At 41.6% G+C, this 20,948-nt stretch carries 20 protein-coding genes and 1 rRNA gene; 19 read left to right on the forward strand and 2 right to left on the reverse strand.

What is annotated here, in order from left to right:
- Window positions 1-105 precede the first annotated feature (105 nt).
- Window positions 106-216, forward strand: a 5S ribosomal RNA gene (gene rrf / locus D1164_RS18530).
- Window positions 217-327: 111 nt separating this feature from the next.
- Window positions 328-1,926 carry an O-antigen ligase family protein gene (locus D1164_RS18535; RefSeq protein ID WP_119351399.1) on the forward strand — a complete coding sequence of 533 codons (1,599 nt, stop codon included), beginning with the start codon at window positions 328-330 and terminating at the stop codon, window positions 1,924-1,926.
- Here the strand turns inward: D1164_RS18535 and D1164_RS18540 are convergent.
- Window positions 1,910-2,701 carry a glycosyltransferase family 2 protein gene (locus D1164_RS18540; RefSeq protein ID WP_119351400.1) on the reverse strand — a complete coding sequence of 264 codons (792 nt, stop codon included), beginning with the start codon at window positions 2,699-2,701 and terminating at the stop codon, window positions 1,910-1,912. The two genes, D1164_RS18535 and D1164_RS18540, sit on opposite strands and share 17 nt — an antisense overlap.
- 191 nt (window positions 2,702-2,892) lie before the next feature.
- Between D1164_RS18540 and D1164_RS18545 the strand changes: the two genes are divergently transcribed.
- The 12 genes from D1164_RS18545 to D1164_RS18600 all read left to right on the forward strand — a co-directional run bounded on the left by D1164_RS18545 (window position 2,893) and on the right by D1164_RS18600 (window position 17,496).
- Window positions 2,893-3,600 carry a superoxide dismutase gene (locus D1164_RS18545; RefSeq protein WP_119351473.1) on the forward strand — a complete coding sequence of 236 codons (708 nt, stop codon included), beginning with the start codon at window positions 2,893-2,895 and terminating at the stop codon, window positions 3,598-3,600.
- 57 nt (window positions 3,601-3,657) lie between these two features.
- Window positions 3,658-4,434 carry a Rossmann-like and DUF2520 domain-containing protein gene (locus tag D1164_RS18550; protein WP_119351401.1) on the forward strand — a complete coding sequence of 259 codons (777 nt, stop codon included), beginning with the start codon at window positions 3,658-3,660 and terminating at the stop codon, window positions 4,432-4,434.
- 3 nt (window positions 4,435-4,437) lie between these two features.
- Window positions 4,438-4,968 carry a KdsC family phosphatase gene (locus D1164_RS18555; protein ID WP_119351402.1) on the forward strand — a complete coding sequence of 177 codons (531 nt, stop codon included), beginning with the start codon at window positions 4,438-4,440 and terminating at the stop codon, window positions 4,966-4,968.
- Entirely contained in the window at window positions 4,969-5,544 is a 576-nt protein-coding gene (locus tag D1164_RS18560) for a Maf-like protein (protein WP_119351403.1), read from the forward strand.
- Window positions 5,545-5,615: 71 nt separating this feature from the next.
- The gene (locus D1164_RS18565) at window positions 5,616-6,617 is read left to right on the forward strand and encodes a sugar ABC transporter substrate-binding protein (RefSeq protein WP_119351404.1); all 1,002 of its coding nucleotides are present in this window, start codon (window positions 5,616-5,618) and stop codon (window positions 6,615-6,617) included.
- A gap of 293 nt (window positions 6,618-6,910) precedes the next feature.
- Window positions 6,911-7,489 (forward strand): RNA polymerase sigma-70 factor, encoded by a 579-nt coding sequence (locus D1164_RS18570; RefSeq protein WP_119351405.1) that lies wholly within the window; start codon window positions 6,911-6,913, stop codon window positions 7,487-7,489.
- Window positions 7,490-7,772: 283 nt separating this feature from the next.
- Entirely contained in the window at window positions 7,773-8,753 is a 981-nt protein-coding gene (locus tag D1164_RS18575) for a FecR family protein (protein WP_119351406.1), read from the forward strand.
- 173 nt (window positions 8,754-8,926) lie between these two features.
- Window positions 8,927-12,211, forward strand: a complete 3,285-nt coding sequence (locus D1164_RS18580; RefSeq protein ID WP_206611063.1) for a TonB-dependent receptor — start codon at window positions 8,927-8,929, stop codon at window positions 12,209-12,211.
- 27 nt (window positions 12,212-12,238) lie between these two features.
- On the forward strand, window positions 12,239-13,783 hold the full coding sequence (locus tag D1164_RS18585) for a RagB/SusD family nutrient uptake outer membrane protein (protein WP_119351407.1): 1,545 nt from the start codon (window positions 12,239-12,241) through the stop codon (window positions 13,781-13,783).
- Window positions 13,784-13,965: 182 nt separating this feature from the next.
- Complete coding sequence (locus tag D1164_RS18590) at window positions 13,966-15,222, forward strand: 3-keto-disaccharide hydrolase (protein WP_119351408.1); 1,257 nt, start codon at window positions 13,966-13,968, stop codon at window positions 15,220-15,222.
- A 41-nt stretch (window positions 15,223-15,263) separates the two neighbouring features.
- The gene (locus tag D1164_RS18595; protein ID WP_119351409.1) at window positions 15,264-16,568 is read left to right on the forward strand and encodes a Gfo/Idh/MocA family protein; all 1,305 of its coding nucleotides are present in this window, start codon (window positions 15,264-15,266) and stop codon (window positions 16,566-16,568) included.
- 10 nt (window positions 16,569-16,578) lie between these two features.
- On the forward strand, window positions 16,579-17,496 hold the full coding sequence (locus D1164_RS18600) for a sugar phosphate isomerase/epimerase family protein (RefSeq protein ID WP_119351410.1): 918 nt from the start codon (window positions 16,579-16,581) through the stop codon (window positions 17,494-17,496).
- A 277-nt stretch (window positions 17,497-17,773) separates the two neighbouring features.
- Here the strand turns inward: D1164_RS18600 and D1164_RS18605 are convergent, their stop codons facing one another.
- Window positions 17,774-18,256, reverse strand: a complete 483-nt coding sequence (locus D1164_RS18605) for a DUF456 domain-containing protein (RefSeq protein ID WP_119351411.1) — start codon at window positions 18,254-18,256, stop codon at window positions 17,774-17,776.
- 297 nt (window positions 18,257-18,553) lie between these two features.
- On the opposite strand from D1164_RS18605, the gene D1164_RS18610 reads away from it, so the two are divergent.
- The 5 genes from D1164_RS18610 to ftsY all read left to right on the forward strand — a co-directional run bounded on the left by D1164_RS18610 (window position 18,554) and on the right by ftsY (window position 20,948).
- Window positions 18,554-18,991, forward strand: coding sequence for a hypothetical protein (locus D1164_RS18610; RefSeq protein ID WP_147372229.1), 438 nt, complete (start codon window positions 18,554-18,556; stop codon window positions 18,989-18,991).
- Window positions 18,992-19,255: 264 nt separating this feature from the next.
- On the forward strand, window positions 19,256-19,498 hold the full coding sequence (gene rpmB / locus D1164_RS18615; protein WP_119351413.1) for a 50S ribosomal protein L28: 243 nt from the start codon (window positions 19,256-19,258) through the stop codon (window positions 19,496-19,498).
- Window positions 19,499-19,510: 12 nt separating this feature from the next.
- A complete protein-coding gene (gene rpmG, locus D1164_RS18620) occupies window positions 19,511-19,699 on the forward strand; it encodes a 50S ribosomal protein L33 (protein WP_073003146.1) in 189 nt (62 codons plus the stop codon).
- Between the two features lie 12 nt (window positions 19,700-19,711).
- Window positions 19,712-19,867, forward strand: a complete 156-nt coding sequence (locus D1164_RS18625) for a DUF4295 domain-containing protein (RefSeq protein WP_119351414.1) — start codon at window positions 19,712-19,714, stop codon at window positions 19,865-19,867.
- Between the two features lie 124 nt (window positions 19,868-19,991).
- Window positions 19,992-20,948: a signal recognition particle-docking protein FtsY gene (gene ftsY / locus D1164_RS18630; protein WP_119351415.1), complete on the forward strand. Its 957-nt coding sequence runs from the start codon at window positions 19,992-19,994 to the stop codon at window positions 20,946-20,948.

The following is a 20,948-nucleotide window of genomic DNA, read 5'->3' on the forward strand; positions in this document are numbered from 1 at the left end:
GGACCCTGATATTGTAATCAAATAATCCTTTCTTCCCATCGTGCCTAAAGGTATTGCAGGCCGCATTTCTTCCAGGGAGAAGAAATCAAAGCGGTCGTAAAAGATTAAGGTAGCTATAGCGGCGGGGCACCACCTCTTCCCATTCCGAACAGAGAAGTTAAGCCCGCCAGCGCCGATGGTACTGCGTAAAAGTGGGAGAGTAGGCCGCTGCCGGATTTATCCAAAGCCCGTGTTCTTTTGAGCACGGGCTTTTTTATGGATATAGCTGAAATATAGAATAATTATTTTCATTTTTTTTCGTTCAATCACTGAACTATTCCTGACAAAATGGATAAAAAAGAAGAATTGCTTAACTCATGGAGGGAGAATACATTTTTTTCCTTACTCATTCTTGCGGTTGGCGTTTTTCCTTTTTCTGAAGCGCTGGTAAGTATTTCTGTCGGATTGTTATTATTTCAGGCACTGGCCCTTCGGTCGTGGTTCCACCCTACAGCGAAAAAACGTTCCCGGAAGATTATTCTTTTGCCGTTTTCTGTTTTTGCAATTTACTTACTGGGAACTTTGTTTACAAAAGATTTCTCTTTCGCTTTATATGAATTGAAAAAAGTAATTTTTTGGATAGTTGTTCCCCTGGCTGTTTTTCTTTCTCCCAAACTTTCGGAAAGAAAACTGTACACTGTTTTTTTTGTTTTTATTCTTTCTGTAACTGTATCAGGTTTATTTTTTACGGGCAAACTCATTCTTCACGATTACTTTCAATTAAATGGCTTCCGTAATATCAGTTTTGTTTCACACATCCGCTTTTCTTTTCAGGTGGCGCTTTCACTTATTCTGCTGGTGTGGATTCTCATAAGCAGAAAATATGCAGAATTCAAAATAAGTGTTTCTGTAATTATTGTTTTGATTTTGTGGCTTTTTTATTTTCTTCTCCTGCTAAAATCTTTGCTGGGTATTGTCTCATTCTTCGGAACCCTTGGATTTTCTTTGGTATTTTACGCTATTACAATAAAAAATGCCAGGTGGAAAACTATGTTGGCTGTTGCATTTTTGCTAATGGTTTTTGTGCCTTCCTTTTTTGTTGGGAATGTGTTAAATGATTTTTATGACTTTAAAGAAGTTAACCCGGATACATTGGATAAACAGACAATATCAGGGAATGATTACACGCATGACCTCGATGATAAATTCCGGGAAAATGGCTACCTGCTGAATGTGTACATGTGTGATGTGGAACTCCGGCAGGAATGGAACAAACGGAGTGAAATCAAATACGATGATATTCTCAACGGTTATCCTTTGAGTAGTGTGCTTACCCGCTATCTTACCAGCCTGGGATACCGAAAAGACAGTGTTGGAGTGAGTAAACTGACAGCCGAAGATATCGGGCTTATTGAAGAAGGGGTAACAAACTGGAAGTTTCATAACCGGTTCTTTTCCATCTATCCCAGGATTTATGAAACGGTGTGGGAGCTTGATTATTATTTGCGTACAGGGGATCCCAACAATAAATCGCTGGCGCAGCGTATCGAATTTGTAAAAGCGACTCTCATCCTGATTAAAGAGAGCCCCTGGGTTGGAATTGGCACGGGGAACTGGATTCTGAAATACGACGAGGTGTATGACAAAATGGAAACCAAACTGATCAAAGAGAAACGGGGACCATCGCACAACCAATATTTAAATTACATAATGAAGTTTGGTATTCTCGGATTTGCCTGGATCCTTTTTGTCCTCCTCTTCCCGGTTTTTCGGTTAGGACATAAAAGAAATTTCATTTTTATATTGTTCCTGATTTTTATGGCCTTTGCTAACCTGGGAGATGCTAACATGGAAACCCACATGGGACTTTCCTTTTTTTCTTTTTTTTATTACCTCTTTCTCTGGAACTCAACAGATGAAATGAAAAAATCTATTCTGAAGAAGTAAGGCCGTTTTTACATTTTATAAATTTTCCTGTTATTGTTTTTTCCAGAAGTTGTTGGTTGATCAGCACCTGCTCCCTGCTTTGTACTCTATGCCAGAGATGGTAAGTGATGGCCTGAAACTTTATTTTTCTGAAAGTAACCCCACCGTTGAACAACCTTGCCACCAGTTCAGTGTCTTCCAGTCCCCAGCCGGAGAAATCTTCGTTCCATCCATTTACAGCCATCACATCTTTTTTCCAGGTTCCAAGTAATCCGCCGCGCAGGTTCGACGAAAAATGTAGTGGTTTTAGCAATGTGTTTAGAAAGGGAAGCCTGACAGCATTTAACCGGTTGTTTTCAATTTCAGGAGAAAAAAAAGGAACCGCAAAGCGTTTCTTTTTAGTCCTGGTTCGTCTTTTTGTTGCTGATTCAGAAAGAAATACCCTTGAACCAATGAGTGCTTCTCCTTTCCGGATATTTCTCCGGAAGTCTTCAATAAAACGGGGATGAAAAAATAAATCGCCATCAGAAAAAATAAGATATTCTCCGCTACTTTTTTTTACGGCTTTATTGCGAATAGCGGCTGCCCTGAATCCTTTATCTTCATGCCAAACTTGCAGAAGCGGTACCGGGAATTTTTGTTGGAAAGATTCAATGAGTTGTTGCGTTTCTTTTGTCGATCCGTCATCGGCAATGATGATTTCATCAGGATAAACAGATTGATTGACAACGCTTTTTAAGATGATTGCCAGTGCAGCAGGCCGGTTATATGTTACTATAATTAGTGAAACCTTCATAATAGGAAAATAGGGTGAGTAAAAGTAAGCAGAATCTTTTATGTTAACATTTGTTTAGGAGATAAACTTTGTGAGAATCTATTTCCTGTTTCATAAGTGTTTGAATTCCTGACCAGAAGCAATTCGTTTTGATATCGAACTTTTTAGCGATTCTGTTGTTTCGCTTAGGAAAGAAAAAAGGAAAAAAAGATATGAAAAGAAGAAATTTTATTACCGCTATGGGTACGGTTGCCCTGGCAACACCTTTAATTGGAACTATTAGTTCGTGTGCCTCTGAAACCAAAAAGTTTGAAGGGCATAAATTTCCTGAGTTGGGTTACGATTTTAATGCCCTGGAGCCTTACATAGACGCGCAAACGATGGAGTTGCATTATACAAAACATCATCAGGGGTATTTTAATAAATTTATGAATGCAGCGGAAGGGACAGAACTTTTGAATACACCCATGGAACAAATTTTTGCTACCATCAGTCAGCAGTCTGACGGAGTACGCAACAATGGGGGTGGATTTTACAATCACGCGCTCTTCTGGGAAAATATGACTCCTTCCCAGGGAGAAATTCCCGCTGAACTGAAGGCGGCCATTGATAAGGATTTTGGCTCATTGGAAACATTCAAGGAAAAATTTGGAACTGCCGCCAAAACGCAGTTTGGCAGCGGATGGGCCTGGCTTGCTGTAGATGGCAACGGGAAACTGTTTGTTACCTCTACTCCCAACCAGGACAATCCGCTGATGGATGTTGCCGATACACAAGGGGTTCCACTGTTGGGCCTTGACGTGTGGGAACATGCCTATTACCTGAATTATCAAAACAAAAGAGGTGACTACGTCAATAATTTCTGGAATATCGTAAACTGGGATGTGGTAAAATCCAGGTTGGATCAGGTGAATGCATAGAAAATAGTTGGAACATTTGCGGTGGCTCATTATTTTTGAGGTTTTAAATTTGAAGGAATGAGCCATCGTATTGTTTTTTTGGGAGCCGGAAACCTTGCCACGAGATTGTCTCTTGAATTAAAGAAGAACGGGTATGTCATCGCGCAGGTTTACAGTCGTACCAAATCTTCGGCCAGCCAGCTTGCCCTGAAACTGCAAACGCACTACACTACCTCTCCGCAAAAAATTATACCGGATGCCGACATTTATTTTGTGGCATTGAAAGATTCAGCTTATCAGGAAGTGCTGCCTTATGTGACACTTGAAAATAAACTGCTGGTTCATTGTTCGGGGAGTATGCCTCTTTCTGCACTTGAAAAGTATTCAGAAAGAAGGGGCGTTTTGTATCCTTTGCAAACATTCTCTAAAAACCGGCTGGTGGATTTTAGCGAAATACCGGTGTTTATTGAGGCGAATTCAAAAGCGGATGAAGACAAACTGAATCAGATAGCCCACAAAATTTCTCATAAAGTGAAAGTGCTTGACTCGGAGAAACGTTTAAGTCTTCATATTGCGGCTGTTTTTGCGTGCAATTTTGTCAATCACTTTTACTCAGTTGCATCGGAAATATTAAAATCAGATGGCATTCCGTTCGATGTGCTTCAGCCATTAATATTGGAAACGGCGGAGAAAGTGCAGGTTATGGCCCCGGAAGAAGCGCAAACAGGACCTGCCGTACGTTTCGATAAAAATGTTATTTCGAGCCATATGGATGCGCTTCAGGCCTTTCCCGAATTCAGGAAAATGTATATGGACATTTCAGAAAGTATTTTTAAATATCATAAAAACAGATAGCTGATGTCGTTTTTTAAAGAAGAGTTGAAAAATATAAAAGCCTTTGTTTTCGATGTGGATGGAGTATTGTCGAAAGACACTTCGCCGCTGAATGAAGAAGGCGATCCGGTTCGGACTGCCAATGTGAAAGATGGTTTTGCCATTCGAAATGCCCTGGCAATGGGATACCCTGTTGCTGTAATTACCGGAGGGTTTGTTGAGAGGGTGCGCCTGCGGCATGAGCGGTTGGGGGTAAAATATTACTACGACAAAGTCAGGGATAAATCAAAGTGTTTAAATGACTTTCTGGAGAAAACCGGAATAAAGCCAGAAAATGTTCTTTTTATGGGCGACGATTTGGTCGATTACAAGGTCATGCTTGAAGTCGGAGTTCCTGTTTGCCCGCAGGATGCTGTTTCTGATATCAAAGCTATTTCGAAATATGTCTCTCCCCGAAAAGGCGGAGAGGGCTGTGTGCGCGATGTTATTGAACAAACCCTCAGAGCACAGGAAAAGTGGATTCCGAAAGATATGTCAGTAAATAATGCTTATTAAATGAATTGGTTTCCAAATTACAATTATATTCTGGCCTCAAAATCGCCGCGCCGGCAACACTTACTCCAGTCGCTCGGGATTCCGTTCAGCATAAAAGTGAAAGAGGTGGATGAAGTATTTCCCGAAGGGTTGTCCAAAACGGAAATTCCGGTTTATCTTGCGCGGTTAAAAGCAGATGTTTTTTTGCCCGAACTGGCCGAAAATGATTTGCTGATTACTGCAGATACTATTGTTTCCCTGGATGGTGAGATAATCGGTAAACCAGGGACCCGGGAATCTGCTGCCGAAATGCTTGGCAAACTCAGTGGAAAAGAACATCAGGTGATTTCAGGGGTCTGTCTTTCTTCGGTAGACAAACAGATAGCGTTTTATTCCTTAACGAACGTTCAGTTTAAGAAACTAAGTGAAGAAGAAATTCAATACTACATTTCGTCTTTCAAACCTTTGGATAAAGCGGGCGCTTACGGAATTCAGGAATGGATTGGGTTTATTGGGATTACCCATATCGAAGGCTCTTTTTATAATGTGATGGGACTGCCGGTTCAGCAACTCTATGAAGAAATTCTCCGGTTTTAGTTTCATTTTCCAAACCCTTTTTGTTTTTCCCTCGTAAATTGGATCAAGTAATCACTATTTGATCCGTTACCATGAAATATTTTATTAAATTATTTTCGTTGGTCTTTTTTATGTTTCTCATATTTTGTGGGTGTAGCAGAAAAGAGCAGGTAAACGTTGGGTTACTGATGCATGCGCTTGATAAGGAGAGATGGGAAAATGACCGTGACTTTTTCGTTGAAAAAGTACAGGAACTTGGTGGAACCGTGGAAGTTCGGATTGCCGACAATAATGCTGAAAAGCAATTGAAACAGGCTGACGAATTGCTCACCAACAATGTTGATATTTTGGTTGTTGTGCCAGTCGACCAGTTTGCTGCTGCCCAAATTGTAGAAGACGCTCACGCCAAAAATGTAAAGGTCATTTCGTATGACCGGCTGATAAAAAATTGTTCGCTCGATTTTTATGTTTCGACTGATAATGTGGAAATAGGAAAACTTCAGGCGGAATATCTTACCACAATCAGGCCTACCGGGCGTTATGCTCTGATCGGAGGTGCTATGACCGATAACAACAGCCAGTTTTTATACCTGGGGCAAATGAATGTTTTACAGCCTCTGGTTGAACGCGGAGATGTGCAAATCATTTACAATGTGTTTACGGAAAGCTGGGAAGAAGAGGAAGGCTATAACCATGCCAGGAAGCTTTTAGCCGAAACCGACCAGGTGGATGCTATTATTGCCGGAAACGATGCCATTGCTTATGGAGTTATCCGGGCTTTACGTGAAGCCGGAAAAGAAGACGAGGTTTTGGTGGTTGGAATGGATGCCGACCTGAAAAACCTTCAGGAGATTGTTGCGGGGCATCAAACCTGTACCATTTACAAACCGATTGAAAAAATGGCGGCTACCGCTGCCGAACTGGCGATAACACTCGGAAGGGAAGAGCCGTATGAAAAAACATTCCAGACTGTAAGTAACGGCGCCCGCCTGGTCCCGGCCGTACTGCATAATGGAATGGTAGTAAACCGCGAGAACCTTAAGTTGACGGTTATCTCTGAAGGGTACCAGTCTGCGGAGGATATTTACCGGTAGTATACCACAGTGTAATATAAGTGTATAAAACTGTGAAATTGGTGCATAACGAAAAGAGTTTTACTTAAAAAAACGGGGAAGAATGTATCAAATGAGAATTTGATTATGAAAAACTGAATGGTTGAAATTATTCTTATAAAGGAAACTAATAAAATGGGGCTTATTCATTTTTTTTTGAAATAGCCTCTTTTTGTTTGGTAAAAGAAAACGTCCAAAATATTATCGGCAACAGATAAATTTTTATAAATTGGCTCTTTGTAAATTCTGAAACAGATAAGACCATTTTCCTATTGATGCATCCTTCTGGAAATTGTAATATTGAAAAACTTAAAGACGGGAACAAGTCTGAGTTTGAGAAGATATACCTCGATTTTTTCGATGTGTTGTATGCTTTATGTTTTCAATATGCTCAAAGTAAGAGTGTTGCTGAAGAGTTGGTGCAGGATGCTTTTATGAAGTTGTGGGAGATAAAAGAAGAGCTTCAGGACAACACTAACATAAAAAATTTTCTTTTTACTATTGCCAAGAATAATAGTCTGAACTACTTGCGCAGTCGTCAAATTGCATTCAAACATTTAACCCGGATTAAAGAACGAGAAAGCTATTATGCCGCTCAATCACTGGAATATCTTGGCGATGATGTGATTGAATTTGAAGAGTTGATGCGAATGATTGACAAGGCCATTGAGGAACTTCCAGCCGAATTAAAAGAAGCCTTTACAATGAACCGGTATAGTGATATGAAATATGCCGAAATAGCCGAAAAACTCCAGGTGAGCATTAAAACAGTAGAAGCCCGCATCTCCAGGGCTTTGAAAATCCTCCGGAAAGAACTGAAGGGGTACCTGTCTGTTATTTTTATGTCATTTTGATATATGTATCACTCTAGCTCCATCTTTGGGAGGCGTGGGGTACATTGTTTTTCCTCTCCGCTAAAGGGGAACGGCAGCTTGGTAAGTCGATGATACCAAACTCCCTTCGGGACAGTATAACACTTTTGGCTTACTCATTTCTTCAAAAAAAACTACAGAAATATAAAAATGCATTGAGAATGTGTAGTTTATCATTTGGCGATTAGCCTGGATTCAAAAAAATACATTTTCTCATAGGGTAGTAAGCGGGTTATGTGTTTAGTTAGTATAAAACATTGCATGAATGAATTCCGGTGAATTTTTAAAATATCTTACGAACAAGGCTTCCGACAAAGAAAAAGAGGCATTTTACGCATCGCTTCAGGAAAACAAACCGTTGGAAAAAGAATTTCTGGATGCCAGGAAAGTTTGGGATCTTGCCCAATTGAATAATGTCAGGTTATCCACCAAACGTAAAAAACAACTTTTTGAAGAGTTCTGGCAAAGAAGTCACCAGGAAATACCCCGGGAAAAAAGATTGGTGACTGTATTTTTGCGATATGCTGCCATTGTTGTTTTAATACTGGCAATTCCCGTCTTTTATTATTTGGGCAGAAACAAAACAACCGTTTCGCATGATATGCTTACAACTATTACCTGCGCTCCGGGCGATAAATCTTCGGTTGTTTTGCCAGACGGTTCGGAAGTCTGTTTAAATTCAGGAAGTACCATTGTATTCCCTAATGATTTTGGAAACGGGCAAAGGCAGATACGTTTGGAAGGGGAAGCTTTTTTTAGCGTGAGGAAAAACCCAAAGGTACCTTTTGTCGTAGAAGCTTCTGAAATTGAGGTAGAAGTGCTGGGTACCGACTTTAATTTAAAGGCCTACCCGGAAGAATCCGAGATATTGGCCACGTTGGTTGAAGGCAGGCTAAAGGTTACAAGCGAATCGGAAAGTAAAATGATTATGCCTAATGAGAAGCTGGTTTATAATCGTTCTTCCCGGAAAATGGTTCAATACAGGCTTAGCGACACTTCACCGGAAACAGAATGGAAAGAGGGACGCTTTGTTTTTAGAAACGAATCATTGGCCGATTTGGAACTGGAAATGGAACGATGGTTCGATGTAGACATTGAATTTGCCGATGAAGAAGTAAAAACGAGGCGCTTTACGGGTATTCTTGAAAGAGAAAGTATTCTCGAAACCATTTCTTATTTCGGGATTTCAAAGTATGTGGATTACAAAATTGACGGAAACCTAATAACTTTTTATTCAGCGAACTAAAAAAATTATTTGCCTATGATGTAAACGTTCTAACGAAATGAAAAAGGGAAGTGCGTCACCACTTCCCATGAATTAAACCGAAGTTTAACTGTAAAATTTTCAAATTTATGATTTTTGAACAAAACTGCCCTCCCTTTTTTAGAAAAAGGAGGCAAAAAAAGTTACTGACTATTATGAAACTAACGTGGTTGCTAATTACGGTTCTTACCGTTCAAACAACGGCTTCATCAGTTTGGTCCCAAACATCGAATATGTCGTTAAATCTGCGGAATGTAACTTTACAGGAGTTGTTTTTGACCATTGAAAACAACAGCCAGTACCGTTTCTTTTACAACAATGATGAAGTAAATACCTCAGAGAAAGTCACTGTTGTGGTAAATGATAAACCAGTTGGGGAAATTCTGAATATTGCCCTTAAAGATTTGCCGTACACCTTTAAACAAATGAAAGACCGGCTGATTGTAATTGAGTTATATGATAATAACAAAGAGCAGGCTGGGCAGCAATCAACTGTCTCCGGCAGGGTAACTGATAGTAACAATCAACCTCTCCCGGGGGTAGCCGTGATAGTGAAAGGTACCACAGTGGGTACCATTACCGATTTGGATGGGAATTACACCCTCGTTAATGTCCCGGATAATGCCACACTGGTGTTTTCTTTTATGGGGATGCGAACCCAGGAAGTGCCCGTTGAAAACCAGACTTCAGTTAGCATTACAATGGAGGAAGATGCCATTGGTCTTGATGAAGTGGTAGTGGTGGGGTTTGGTACACAGAAAAAGGCGGATTTGACAGGAGCCGTAAGTGCAGTTCAGGGAGAGGAGTTGCTCAAAAGAATTGACGTAACGAATACTGCCACAGCATTGCAGGGCTTGTCACCGGGGTTAACCATTCAAAACTTTGCAGGTGAACCGGGCCGTGAAGATATTAGAGTCAGAATCAGGGGAAACGGAACGTTGAATAATTCGGATCCTTTGGTTTTGGTTGACGGAGTTGAACGCTCCCTTGCCACAATTGAACCAAATGATATTGAATCATTAACAATACTGAAGGATGCCGCCTCTGCCGCAATATATGGTTCGCGCGCTGCAAACGGTGTAATTCTTATTACAACAAAACGTGGCGCTGTGGCCGGAACAACTGTTAGTTACGGATATAATGTAGGTTTCCAGAATGTACTTGGCTATCCTGAAGCGGCCAATAAAGTGGACTGGTTAAATCTTGAAAATGAAGCCCAGGTTAATGCCGGTCTTGATCCTATTCATACCCAGGAGCATATTGACAATGTTGCTGCCGGGAATGATCCAATAAAATATCCCTTCACAGTTTATGAAGACTATCTGTTTCATAAAAACGCACCGCAACAGCGCCATAGCATTTCTCTTACATCCGGCGGAGAAAATGGTCGGATTTTCGCCTCATTAAACTACCTGGATCAGGATGGTATTATTAACAGGTTTAATAACAAAAGGATATCTGCCAGGATAAATTCAGATTTATATATCAGTGATAAATTAACGGCCAATTTTAATCTGAATTACATGAACCGAAAAGCAACCGGGCCAGGCCATACAGCCCAGCGATTGGTTCAGGCAATGCTTCACATGAACCGGACTATCGTTGGAAAATATCCCGACGGGACCTGGGAGTTGATTAGCGGGCAATGGAACGCAATTGCTATGATGGAAAACGGGGAAAGGGTTCTTGAAAGAGATGAAGTTGTAGGCCAGGCGGGCATTGAATATCAGATTTTACCTTCGCTTTCATTAAAAGGCGATGTGACGCTGAAAGCTTACGGACAAGATGAAAGTACCTTTATGAACACGCTTAAAGGGATGAGAAGTTATGAAACCGGAGAGTTGGTTACCGTAGGGGGGTGGTTTGCAACAAATAACCTCACCGAAGGTCAGGAAAATACCAAAGAATGGAGCCAGCGGGCATACCTCAATTTTAACAAGTCATTTGATAAACATTCTGTAGAAGCGGTGGCTGGTTACGAAGGAATCAGTAATAAATTTAAACAGATTGAAGGCTATCGGCAGAATTTTTTCAACAACGAACTGCGCGATTTAAATTCTGGTGCCTCTGCAGCACAAACAGCTACTGGTTACAGGGAAGAATGGGGACTCCAGTCATTTTTTGGAAGGGTTAATTACTCGTTTGATTCCAAATACCTGTTACAGGCAAACGTTCGTTATGACGGTTCTTCAAGGTTTGCAGAAGGAAATAGATGGGGATTGTTTCCCTCATTTTCTGCCGGATGGCGCGTCTCTCAGGAGGGATTCCTGGTGGATAACAACATAATCAGTAATTTGAGGTTAAGAGCATCCTGGGGACAATTAGGTAATCAGGACATTGGCTTATGGAGGTACCTGAATACATACAACCTGGATCAATCCTATGCATTCAATGATGGAGTCGTATCCGGGGCTGCTGTTACAACTGCCGGAAACCCCGACATTACATGGGAAACCACAACAATGACCAATGTCGGTTTTGACCTTGGTTTTCTGGATAACCGGATGGAAGTAATTGCGGAGTATTTCTGGAACAGGACCGAGGATATATTACTTGAATTACCCATTCCGCCTACCATTGGTGTGGAGGCTCCCACTCAAAATGCCGCAGTTGTTTCCAATAAAGGATATGAAATCTCGGTTAAGTATTACAGTCCGCAAAGGAGCGACGGCGGTTTCCAATATTCGCTGGGAATTAATTTTTCTGATGTCAAAAATAAAATTGAAGATTTAAAAGGCACCGGGCCATATTTCCCTGACAAATTCACCGTATGGGAAGAAGGTTATTCTATGACTTCTTTGCGTGGGTTAAAATCACCCGGTTTATATCTGTCCGATGCTGATTTTACCCAGTATCCAACGAAATTGGTACCCCAGGTGGCAATGGGCGACATAATTTATGAAGACCTGAATGGGGATGGCGTTATAAGTCAGGCATTGTATCCTGCCGGAGATCAATATGTAATGGGAGACGAGGATCCTCGCTATGAGTATGGAATAAGCGCCGAAGCAAGCTATAAATCATTTGATTTTTCAATGTTCTGGCAAGGGGTAATGCAAAAATATCACACCCTCGACGGAGCATTAATGGAAGGACCGAACTGGGGAAACTTCATTCCCGCAATAATGGCAGAAGAAACCTGGCATCCAACCAGAAACCCTAATGGTACCTGGCCAATTGTAACGTATGGAAACAGTTGGAACCTTGTTGAAGCCGATTTCTGGCTTCAGGATGCAAAATACCTGAGACTTAAAAATGTCCAGCTGGGATATACGATCAAACCATCTAAATATATCTCGAATCTGAGAGTTTATGTGTCGGGTGAGAATCTATTGACTTTCACTCCAACAGAACTGTTTGACCCGGAAACTCCCCGGGGAAGGAGTCAATTCTTTCCGCACTCCAAAATTTTCAGTGCAGGGGTGAATATAACATTTTAAGATTACAGATTATTAAAAAGATGTGTTATGAAAAATATAATAATTCTATTCATATTACTAGCCATAGGGACGCTGCCGGGCTGTGACTTTAATGAAGAACTCAATACGATTCCTACGGGTACTGTGTCAGAATTAATTTTCTGGGAAAGCGAAAATGATGCACTTCTGGCAGTAAATGCAGCCTACCGGGAACTTGACGGAAACGGGTTGGTGCAACTTGTAACCACCACCGATCTTGCTATGCATGCTCCATCAGGACCACAAACATTATATGACATAGCTGTTGGGACAATCGACCCTACAAACTATTCTGTTCGCGATTATTGGAGACGTTATTGGATTGGCGTAAGAAAAGCAAATGATCCAATAAATAATATTGATAAAATCGAAAACGGGGATCAGGAATTGTTGGCCAGGTTAAAAGCGGAAGCCAGATTCCTGCGTGCTTATTATTACACCATGCTTACTACATTTTGGGGTGATGTTCCGTTGGTTACAGAGCCATTGGGGATTCAGGAGCAGGTTAACCGAAGCAGTAAAGAGGATGTTGTCGATTTTATTATTACTGAATTAGACGCCATTACCGGGACTCTCCCAATTAGTTATACCGGCAATGACATCGGAAGAGCCACCCGTGGCGCAGCATTGGCTTTAAAAGCAAGAGTTGCATTATACAACGGGAGATATACCGCTGCAAGAGATGCAGCCAAAGCCGTAATTGATTTGGATGTGTATGGATTATATCCGGATTATGAAAAATTATTCTGGTATGAAGGACAAGGGTCAGAAGAAGTCATATTCGATCATCAATATGCGGTGGGGTATGATTATACGAACTATGTTGGCAGATCTGCATCTTCGCTTGGAGGCGGATCCGGTATTGATCCATTAAGGGCGTATTTGTTAATACATGAATATAAAGGAGCAGTAGACCCTGAGAATGAATATGCCGGACTTGATCCCCGGTTTGGTTATAATGTTTTATTTCCGGGCGCAGTTATGCCAAACGGAGAAATTTATGACTCAACGCCAACCAGCGAAACACCAGACAGAATATCATCAAGTGAATTTGCCACAAACTATGGGTTTAATGTAAAAAAGGCAATTGACTGGGAAAGGGATGGCGGTAATCCGGAACAATCAACATTGAACTTTATACTGATTCGTTATGCTGATGTGTTGCTTATGTACGCTGAGGCAAAAATTGAATTAAACGAATTGGACGACACTGTATATGATGCCATTAATGAGGTGAGAACACGTCCAACAGTTGAAATGCCAGCTATTACAGGTGGAAAGTCACAAGCGGAGTTAAGAGAGATTGTTAGAAGGGAACGCACCGTTGAATTGGCGTATGAAGGTTTACATTTGTTTGATATGAACCGCTGGCAGACAGGAGAAGCAAAAACTCAGCCGGCACTGGGAATCAGGTACAAGAATGAGAGTGGAGAGTGGGTTATTGTAAATAGAAATCTTACCCGGAATTTTAGGGCTGATAGGGATTATCTGTGGCCCATTCCGCAGGAAGAAGTGGAAGTTAATCCTAATATTGGACAGAATCCAAATTATTAGTGCATTAGCAGACATTTCCGTACCGGGTAATACTAATTAATGCAAGGGACTATATCTTCAGCTTTAAGCGAAGGTATAGCCCTTGAATATAGTTCTCATCGAAGTTTTGTTTAGAACAAAAGATTACAATAGGTGTGTTGAATTCGAAATAAGAATTAATTTCGGGCCAAAAACCAATAAATATGAATTACAATCTAATATATCTGTTGCTGGGTACAATGCTGATCTCTTCTTGTGCCCGGAACAATAATACACTTACGGAAAAGGAGAAAGCAGAAGGTTGGGAACTGCTTTTCGATGGGCAATCTTTGGACAGCTGGAAAATGTATAACGGTGGAGCAGTCACCGGATGGGTGGTGGAAGATGAATGTCTTGTCGCTCTCGGACAGGGAGGAGATATTGGGGGCGATATCATCACAAAAAAACAATATGACAATTTTGAAATCTCCATTGACTGGAAAGCAGGAAAAGGAGGGAATAGCGGTTTAATGTACCATGTACTGGAAGGCGAAAATCTCATTGCGCCTTATTTAACCGGACCCGAATATCAGTTTATTGATGAAGAAGGGTTTGACGGAACATTGGAAGAATGGCAAAAAACGGGATGTGATTATGCCATGCACCTGCCCGATTTAAACAAAAAGAAATTAAACCCCGCTGGAAAATGGAATAACAGCAAAATTATTTTTGATAATGGTCACGTAGAACATTGGCTGAACGGAGAAAAGATTCTTGAGTTTGAAGCCTGGACTCCGGATTGGTATAAAAAAAGAGACAGTGGAAAATGGGAAAAGATGCCTGAATATGGCTTGTCGCCTGTCGGACATATTTGTCTCCAGGATCATGGTGCCAAGTTTTGGTTCAAAAATATTAAGATAAAATCATTGCCTGAGAAGGAAAAGGAGAAAGTTAGCCTTTTCAACGGTCATGATTTAACCGGGTGGAGAATATTTGGTACTGAAAAATGGTGGGCTGAAAATGGCCTTTTGATTTGCGAAAGCGGCCCTGACGAAGAGTATGGTTACCTGGGAACCGAAAGATACTATAAGGATTTTGACTTAACACTCGAATTTAAACAGGAAGCTGACGGGAACAGCGGTGTTTTTATTCGTTCAATAATTGAAGGGACAAAAATAGCCGGCTGGCAGGTTGAAGTAGCACCTAAAAATCATGATACGGGCGGAATTTACGAATCTTATGGAAGAGGATGGCTGGAACAAATCCCGGATGAAAAGGAAAACATATTGAAAGAAAATGACTGGAATACGATGCGGATAAAAGTCGTTGGTGATGAGATTACTACCTGGCTAAACGACATGCAAATGGTCAATTTGAAGGATGAAAAGATTGGAGATGCCGTAGGGCGAATCGCATTACAGATTCATTCCGGGGGAGGAATAAAAGTGTTATGGAGAAATATTGAATTAAAAGAACTATAATTTGTATTATTGAGATTTTTAACAATAAATTCTAAAACAATATGGACTTATCAAGAAGACAATTCTCGAAGATTGCCGGACTGGCAACCGTGGGAACAGTAATTTCATCCAATGCTGTTTGGGCAGCCAACAGCGACACCTTAAAGGTGGGGCTTATTGGATGTGGTGGTCGTGGAACAGGTGCCGCAGAACAGGCACTTAACGCCGATCCAAACGTAGTGCTTACGGCCATGGCCGATGCTTTTTCCGACCACTTGGAAAAATCCTATGAAAGTTTAAAACAAAAATTTGGCGAAAAGGTACAAGTTGAAAACAGTAAGAAATTTGTTGGACTGGATGCCTTTCAAAAATTGATTGACTCGGATGTAGATGTTGTTTTGTTGGCTACGCCACCGGCTTTCCGTCCGGAACATCTTGAAGCAGCGGTGGATGCCGGGAAGCATATTTTCGCAGAAAAGCCATTTGCCGTGGATGCCCCGGGATTGCGCCGGGTAATGCTGGCAGCGCGGAAAGCAAAGGATAAACAATTGTCATTGGTTTCCGGCTTCTGCTGGAGATACCATATTCCAAAACGTGAAACATTCAGCCGCGTACTGGATGGCCAGATCGGCAATGTTCTGGCAGCCGAAGCCACCTACAATACAGGAGAACTGTGGTACAAAGAGCGGCAGAAAGGGTGGTCTGATATGGAATATAAGCTGCGTAACTGGTTGTATTATAACTGGCTTTCAGGAGACCATATAATTGAACAAGCCATCCACAGTATTGATATGCTTTCATGGGCCATGGGCGATGAAGCCCCTGTGAAAGTGAGCGGAACAGGTGGCCGGCAAAAACGGACCGATAAAAAATACGGTAATGTTTACGACCATTTTGCAGTTACCTATGAGTACTCAAATGGTATGAAAGCCTATTTCCTTTGCCGTCAGCAAACAGGAACGAGCCCTTCGTATGCTGTTGAGCTTGTTGGATCGGAAGGAAAGTGTGTGGTAGACTGCAGAACAGGATTGCACGAAATAAAAGGTGAAAATCCCTGGAGATACGATGATAGTACTAAATTTACGGACGAAAATGCATATAAAAAGTCGAAAGTAAAGAATATGTATCAACAGGAACACGATGAGTTGTTTGCCTCCATCCGGGCAGGAAAGCCGATGAATGACGGTGAATGGATGACACGTTCCAACCTGCTGGCTATGGCAGGGCGAATGGCCGCTTATACGGGACAGACAATTTCCTACGAACAGGCCCTTTCGTCAATGGAAGAGCTGTTCCCCGGAAATATATCCTGGAAAACGGACTATGATCTTCCTGTTGCCATTCCGGGAGTAGACAAATTTAAATAAGGATATGATTATGAACAGGAAAAACTTTATTAAATCGGCAGGTTTGATGGCGGGGGCCGCGGCAGTGGCTACCCCGTTTTCCGCCTCAGCAGCCCGGGGAAGTACTCCTTCTGCGGCAAAGGTGACCCTGAAAAAAAGTTTGGGGTTTGGAATGATAAAAGAGGATTTACCGCTGGTTGACAAATTTAAACTGGTCAGGGATCTGGGATTTGACGGAATTGAGCTGAACAGTCCCACCGACATGGACAAGTCAGAAATTCTTGCGGCAAAGGAGAAATCAGGCATTGAACTTCCCAGTGTGGTAAACAGCGACCACTGGAAAAAACCACTTACCGATCCCGATCCGGCGGTGCGGAAAGAGTGCATAAAATCGGTTGCCCAATCGTTGCAGGATGTGAAAGACTTTGGCGGGGATACCGTTTTATTGGTTCCGGGAGTTGTGAATGAAAAGGTGAGTTACGAGCAGGCCTACAATACGGCGCTTGATTCAGTGAGGGAATTAATTCCGTATGCCGAAGAAACCGGAATACAGATTGCCCTTGAAAATGTATGGAACAACTTTTTGATCAGTCCGGTGGAGGCCAAACGTTTTGTGGATGAAATCAACCACCCGTTGGTAGGCTGGTATTTTGACATAGGCAATATCCTGCGCTACGGCTGGCCCGAGCATTGGATAAAAACGCTGAACAGGCGCATTATGAAGCTCCATATTAAAGAATACAGCCGAAAGTTGATGAATGAGGAAGGTCTTTGGGAAGGATTTAAAGTGAAGCTGCTTGAAGGCGACAACAACTGGCCTGAAGTGATGAAAGCAGTCCGTGAAATCAATCACCAGGGAGGATGGTTGACTGCCGAAGTCAGTGGAGGCGACCGGGAACACCTGAAGGATGTTTCCCTCAGGATGGATAAAATAATAGGCTACCTGTAGGTTAGCCAGTAGTTTCCGATTATAAAAAAAAATGAATGCGCCGGGGTGTCTTATTGCATCCCGGCGTTAAAATTTCAGCCGGAGAGGTTATCCTCCGGAGCCAATCCTTACAATCTGTTATATCTCCATTTGTTTCTTCAGTGGCCGGTAGTGGCCAGTATTTTTGGGTCGCTCACATGGTTATAAATGCCTGATGGAAGATAAATGGTAGCTGTCAGTCCGGGCTTTTCTGATAACCAGGATGTCGTAATTTTTCCCCGGGAACATTGGCTTCGTTTCAGCCCATAAAAAGCTCCTTTCCAAAGTGCCAGGCCATTAGTCCGGAAACTATCAGTTTCATCAGCGTACCTGCTAAAAAGCCTATGAAAGAGCCAAAACCGGATTTTAATGCGGCGCCGGAATCTTTGCCTGCGGTGAGTTCTCCTGCCACCGCCCCCACAAATGGCCCCACAACAATTCCAAAAGGCGGAAAAAAGAACAGCCCGATAATCAGTCCGATGATGCTTCCCCAAACGCCCCGTTTGCTTCCTCCGAAACGTTTGGTGCCCCATACTGGTATGGCATAATCAAGCAGATAAACAACCACGGTAATAATACCCCATATAATTAAAAACCGGGGAGAGAAGTGGTATCTCTCTGTAAAATGCAGCAGCAACAAGCCAATATAACTCAGTGGAGGCCCGGGAAGAACCGGAAGTACACCCCCCAGAATTCCTCCAATAATAAAAATGATTCCAAAGCCAATTAAAAGGTAATCCATTGCCTGATATTAAATAGTAGGTGCAAATAAACACAAAATTTGTCCACTATAATATTCATTTTAGCGACGCAACTAAATTTTACCGGGAAGAGTAATTTTTTGTGACTGATTTCTCTGCGGATTGTTGATTAATTCTACAACTGACGGGCAAATTCAACACTTTCGGTGTTAGGCTATTTTTGAATATGTGAAGCGGTAATGGTCTGTTATGTAGTGTTTTTGTGTTCTTTGTTCGGGGTTTTTCTTTTTTTGGAACAGTTTTTTTATCAGTAGCATGGAATGAAAACAATGAAAGTTATGAAAACAAAGTTTAGTATTCTTTTTACCCTGACTGCCATTTTGCTGACCGGGATATTATTCTCTTGTCAACAGCAAAAAAAGAAAGGGAGCGAAGAAAGTATCGAAGAAAAAGTGGAACAGGAAGTTGAAAACTTCGGGAATAGGTTGAGCCAGATTTCTGAGACTGACCCTGCATTTGCCGAAAAACTGGAGGCCGAGCTTGAAACCTTTGAGGCGACAATGGAAGAGTTTAGCGAGGAGATGGAAGCCGCCGGTGAGGATGTCAACAAAGAGGTGGATGAAATAGCCCATACCCTTTTGGCAGAAGCTCGGCAATTAAATCAGAAGTTGGATAGGTGGAGCGAAGATGCAGGAGAAGGTCTTTCTGAATTAAAAAACGAAGTTCAAAAAGACTTTGTTCAGTTCAAACAATCAGTAAATGACTGGTTGAACTAAGTTTCCGGCCCCCAAACACAATTTTTCCTTATTGCTAATAAATAATGCCTTTTGCGTTAGAATTCAGGATGGTCTGCAATTTTCAATGTATATTTGCGGTTCACCAAAAGGCGAATAGTTTCGCCCGAAACTGTAAATTAGCATAGTAATGTTAAATGTTTCCTTAAAAACTTGGTGAACGGCTTGATTATTTATTAAAAAAGTATTTTCTTTGCAAGCCGTAAAAATAATGCGTTTGTTTGTACATCAAGAAATTATATAAAAATGTCACGAGTTTGCCAAATAACAGGGAAAAGAGCGATGGTGGGAAACAATGTCTCTCACTCAAAGCGCAGGGTTAAAAGGAAGTTTAACGTTAACCTGTTTCGGAAAAAGTTTTATCTTCCGAATGAAAAACGCTGGGTTCAGTTGACCGTTTCAGCATCCGGTATTCGCACTATTAATAAAAAGGGCGTCGTAGCCGCCATTCAGGAAGCAAAAGAAAAAGGATTTATCGAAAAAATTTAAAGATACCGCGTAATGGCTAAAAAAGGAAAAGGCAACAGGATTCAGGTTATTTTAGAATGCACCGAGCATAAAGACAGTGGTATGCCGGGTACTTCACGGTATATTACGACCAAAAACAGGAAAAATACACCTGACAGGTTGGAAATGAAAAAGTACAACCCCATTTTGAAAAAAGTTACTGTTCATAAAGAAATTAAATAAAGAATTTGAATTATGGCAAAGAAAGCAGTTGCAACATTACAAAAAGGTGCGGGGAAAGGCCATTCTAAAGTAATTAAAATGGTCAAATCACCTGAGACCGGAGCCTACACGTTCAAGGAGGAAGTGGTTACCAACGATGAGGTAAAAGATTATTTTCAAAAACAATAGGTAATGTAAATACCGAAATCAAAGGAAGCTTTCATCAACCATGGAAGCTTTTTTTGTGTCCGGTTTCCCCCACATTCAGTTACCGAAAATATTGTTAATTTTAGCCACCACAAATTAAGATTCAATGGGAATATTCGGAAGTTTTACCAAAAGTAAAAAGGAGAACCTCGACAAAGGCCTGTCAAAAACAAAGGAAAGTGTTTTTAAAAAGCTGGGACGGGCTGTTGTGGGCAAGTCAAAGGTGGATGATGAAGTACTCGATAACCTGGAAGAGGTGCTGATTACTTCGGATGTGGGGGTGGAAACAACCCTGAAAATTATTGAACGGATTGAAGAACGGGTGGCCCGCGACAAGTATCTTGGGGTTGATGAACTCAATCAAATATTAAAAGAAGAAATTGCCGCATTGCTGGAAGAAAACAATTCGGGCGATGTATCTGACTTCGATCTTCCGGATACGGAAAAGCCTTATGTTATTATGGTGGTTGGGGTGAATGGCGTGGGAAAAACAACTACCATCGGGAAACTCGCCTACCAGTTTAAACAAGCCGGGAAAAAGGTTTACCTTGGCGCAGCGGATACATTCCGTGCAGCTGCCATTGAACAGCTCGAGATTTGGGCAAAAAGGGTAGATGTTCCCATTGTAAAACAAAAAATGGGTGCCGATCCGGCTTCGGTTGCTTACGATTCTCTGTCGTCTGCCAAATCCAACGATGCCGATGTGGTAATTATTGATACGGCCGGAAGGTTACACAATAAGGTAAACCTGATGAATGAGCTGGCAAAAATTAAAAAAGTGATGTCGCGCATTGTTCCGGGAGCGCCTCACGAAGTACTGCTTATCCTCGATGGTTCTACCGGACAGAATGCTTTTGAACAGGCCAAACAGTTTACCAAAGCCACAGAAGTAACGTCGCTGGCCCTTACCAAACTTGACGGAACTGCAAAGGGGGGAGTGGTAATTGGTATTTCAGATCAGTTTAAAATTCCCGTAAAATACATTGGAATTGGAGAAAAAATGGAACACCTCCAGATTTTCAGGAGGCGTGAGTTTGTGGAATCGCTTTTTTCGGAAAGCTAA

The sequence above is a fragment of the Mariniphaga sediminis genome (assembly GCF_003573545.1).
GTDB lineage: Bacteria > Bacteroidota > Bacteroidia > Bacteroidales > Prolixibacteraceae > Mariniphaga > Mariniphaga sediminis.

What these genes read in the sequence shown, in the direction of transcription:
- D1164_RS18535 (WP_119351399.1), top strand. Translation starts at nt 328, where the DNA reads ATGGATAAAAAAGAAGAATTGCTTAACTCATGGAGGGAGAATACATTT.
- D1164_RS18540 (WP_119351400.1), bottom strand. Translation starts at nt 2,701, where the DNA reads ATGAAGGTTTCACTAATTATAGTAACATATAACCGGCCTGCTGCACTG.
- D1164_RS18545 (WP_119351473.1), top strand. Translation starts at nt 2,893, where the DNA reads ATGAAAAGAAGAAATTTTATTACCGCTATGGGTACGGTTGCCCTGGCA.
- D1164_RS18550 (WP_119351401.1), top strand. Translation starts at nt 3,658, where the DNA reads ATGAGCCATCGTATTGTTTTTTTGGGAGCCGGAAACCTTGCCACGAGA.
- D1164_RS18555 (WP_119351402.1), top strand. Translation starts at nt 4,438, where the DNA reads ATGTCGTTTTTTAAAGAAGAGTTGAAAAATATAAAAGCCTTTGTTTTC.
- D1164_RS18560 (WP_119351403.1), top strand. Translation starts at nt 4,969, where the DNA reads ATGAATTGGTTTCCAAATTACAATTATATTCTGGCCTCAAAATCGCCG.
- D1164_RS18565 (WP_119351404.1), top strand. Translation starts at nt 5,616, where the DNA reads ATGAAATATTTTATTAAATTATTTTCGTTGGTCTTTTTTATGTTTCTC.
- D1164_RS18570 (WP_119351405.1), top strand. Translation starts at nt 6,911, where the DNA reads ATGCATCCTTCTGGAAATTGTAATATTGAAAAACTTAAAGACGGGAAC.
- D1164_RS18575 (WP_119351406.1), top strand. Translation starts at nt 7,773, where the DNA reads ATGAATTCCGGTGAATTTTTAAAATATCTTACGAACAAGGCTTCCGAC.
- D1164_RS18580 (WP_206611063.1), top strand. Translation starts at nt 8,927, where the DNA reads ATGAAACTAACGTGGTTGCTAATTACGGTTCTTACCGTTCAAACAACG.
- D1164_RS18585 (WP_119351407.1), top strand. Translation starts at nt 12,239, where the DNA reads ATGAAAAATATAATAATTCTATTCATATTACTAGCCATAGGGACGCTG.
- D1164_RS18590 (WP_119351408.1), top strand. Translation starts at nt 13,966, where the DNA reads ATGAATTACAATCTAATATATCTGTTGCTGGGTACAATGCTGATCTCT.
- D1164_RS18595 (WP_119351409.1), top strand. Translation starts at nt 15,264, where the DNA reads ATGGACTTATCAAGAAGACAATTCTCGAAGATTGCCGGACTGGCAACC.
- D1164_RS18600 (WP_119351410.1), top strand. Translation starts at nt 16,579, where the DNA reads ATGAACAGGAAAAACTTTATTAAATCGGCAGGTTTGATGGCGGGGGCC.
- D1164_RS18605 (WP_119351411.1), bottom strand. Translation starts at nt 18,256, where the DNA reads ATGGATTACCTTTTAATTGGCTTTGGAATCATTTTTATTATTGGAGGA.
- D1164_RS18610 (WP_147372229.1), top strand. Translation starts at nt 18,554, where the DNA reads ATGAAAACAAAGTTTAGTATTCTTTTTACCCTGACTGCCATTTTGCTG.
- rpmB (WP_119351413.1), top strand. Translation starts at nt 19,256, where the DNA reads ATGTCACGAGTTTGCCAAATAACAGGGAAAAGAGCGATGGTGGGAAAC.
- rpmG (WP_073003146.1), top strand. Translation starts at nt 19,511, where the DNA reads ATGGCTAAAAAAGGAAAAGGCAACAGGATTCAGGTTATTTTAGAATGC.
- D1164_RS18625 (WP_119351414.1), top strand. Translation starts at nt 19,712, where the DNA reads ATGGCAAAGAAAGCAGTTGCAACATTACAAAAAGGTGCGGGGAAAGGC.
- ftsY (WP_119351415.1), top strand. Translation starts at nt 19,992, where the DNA reads ATGGGAATATTCGGAAGTTTTACCAAAAGTAAAAAGGAGAACCTCGAC.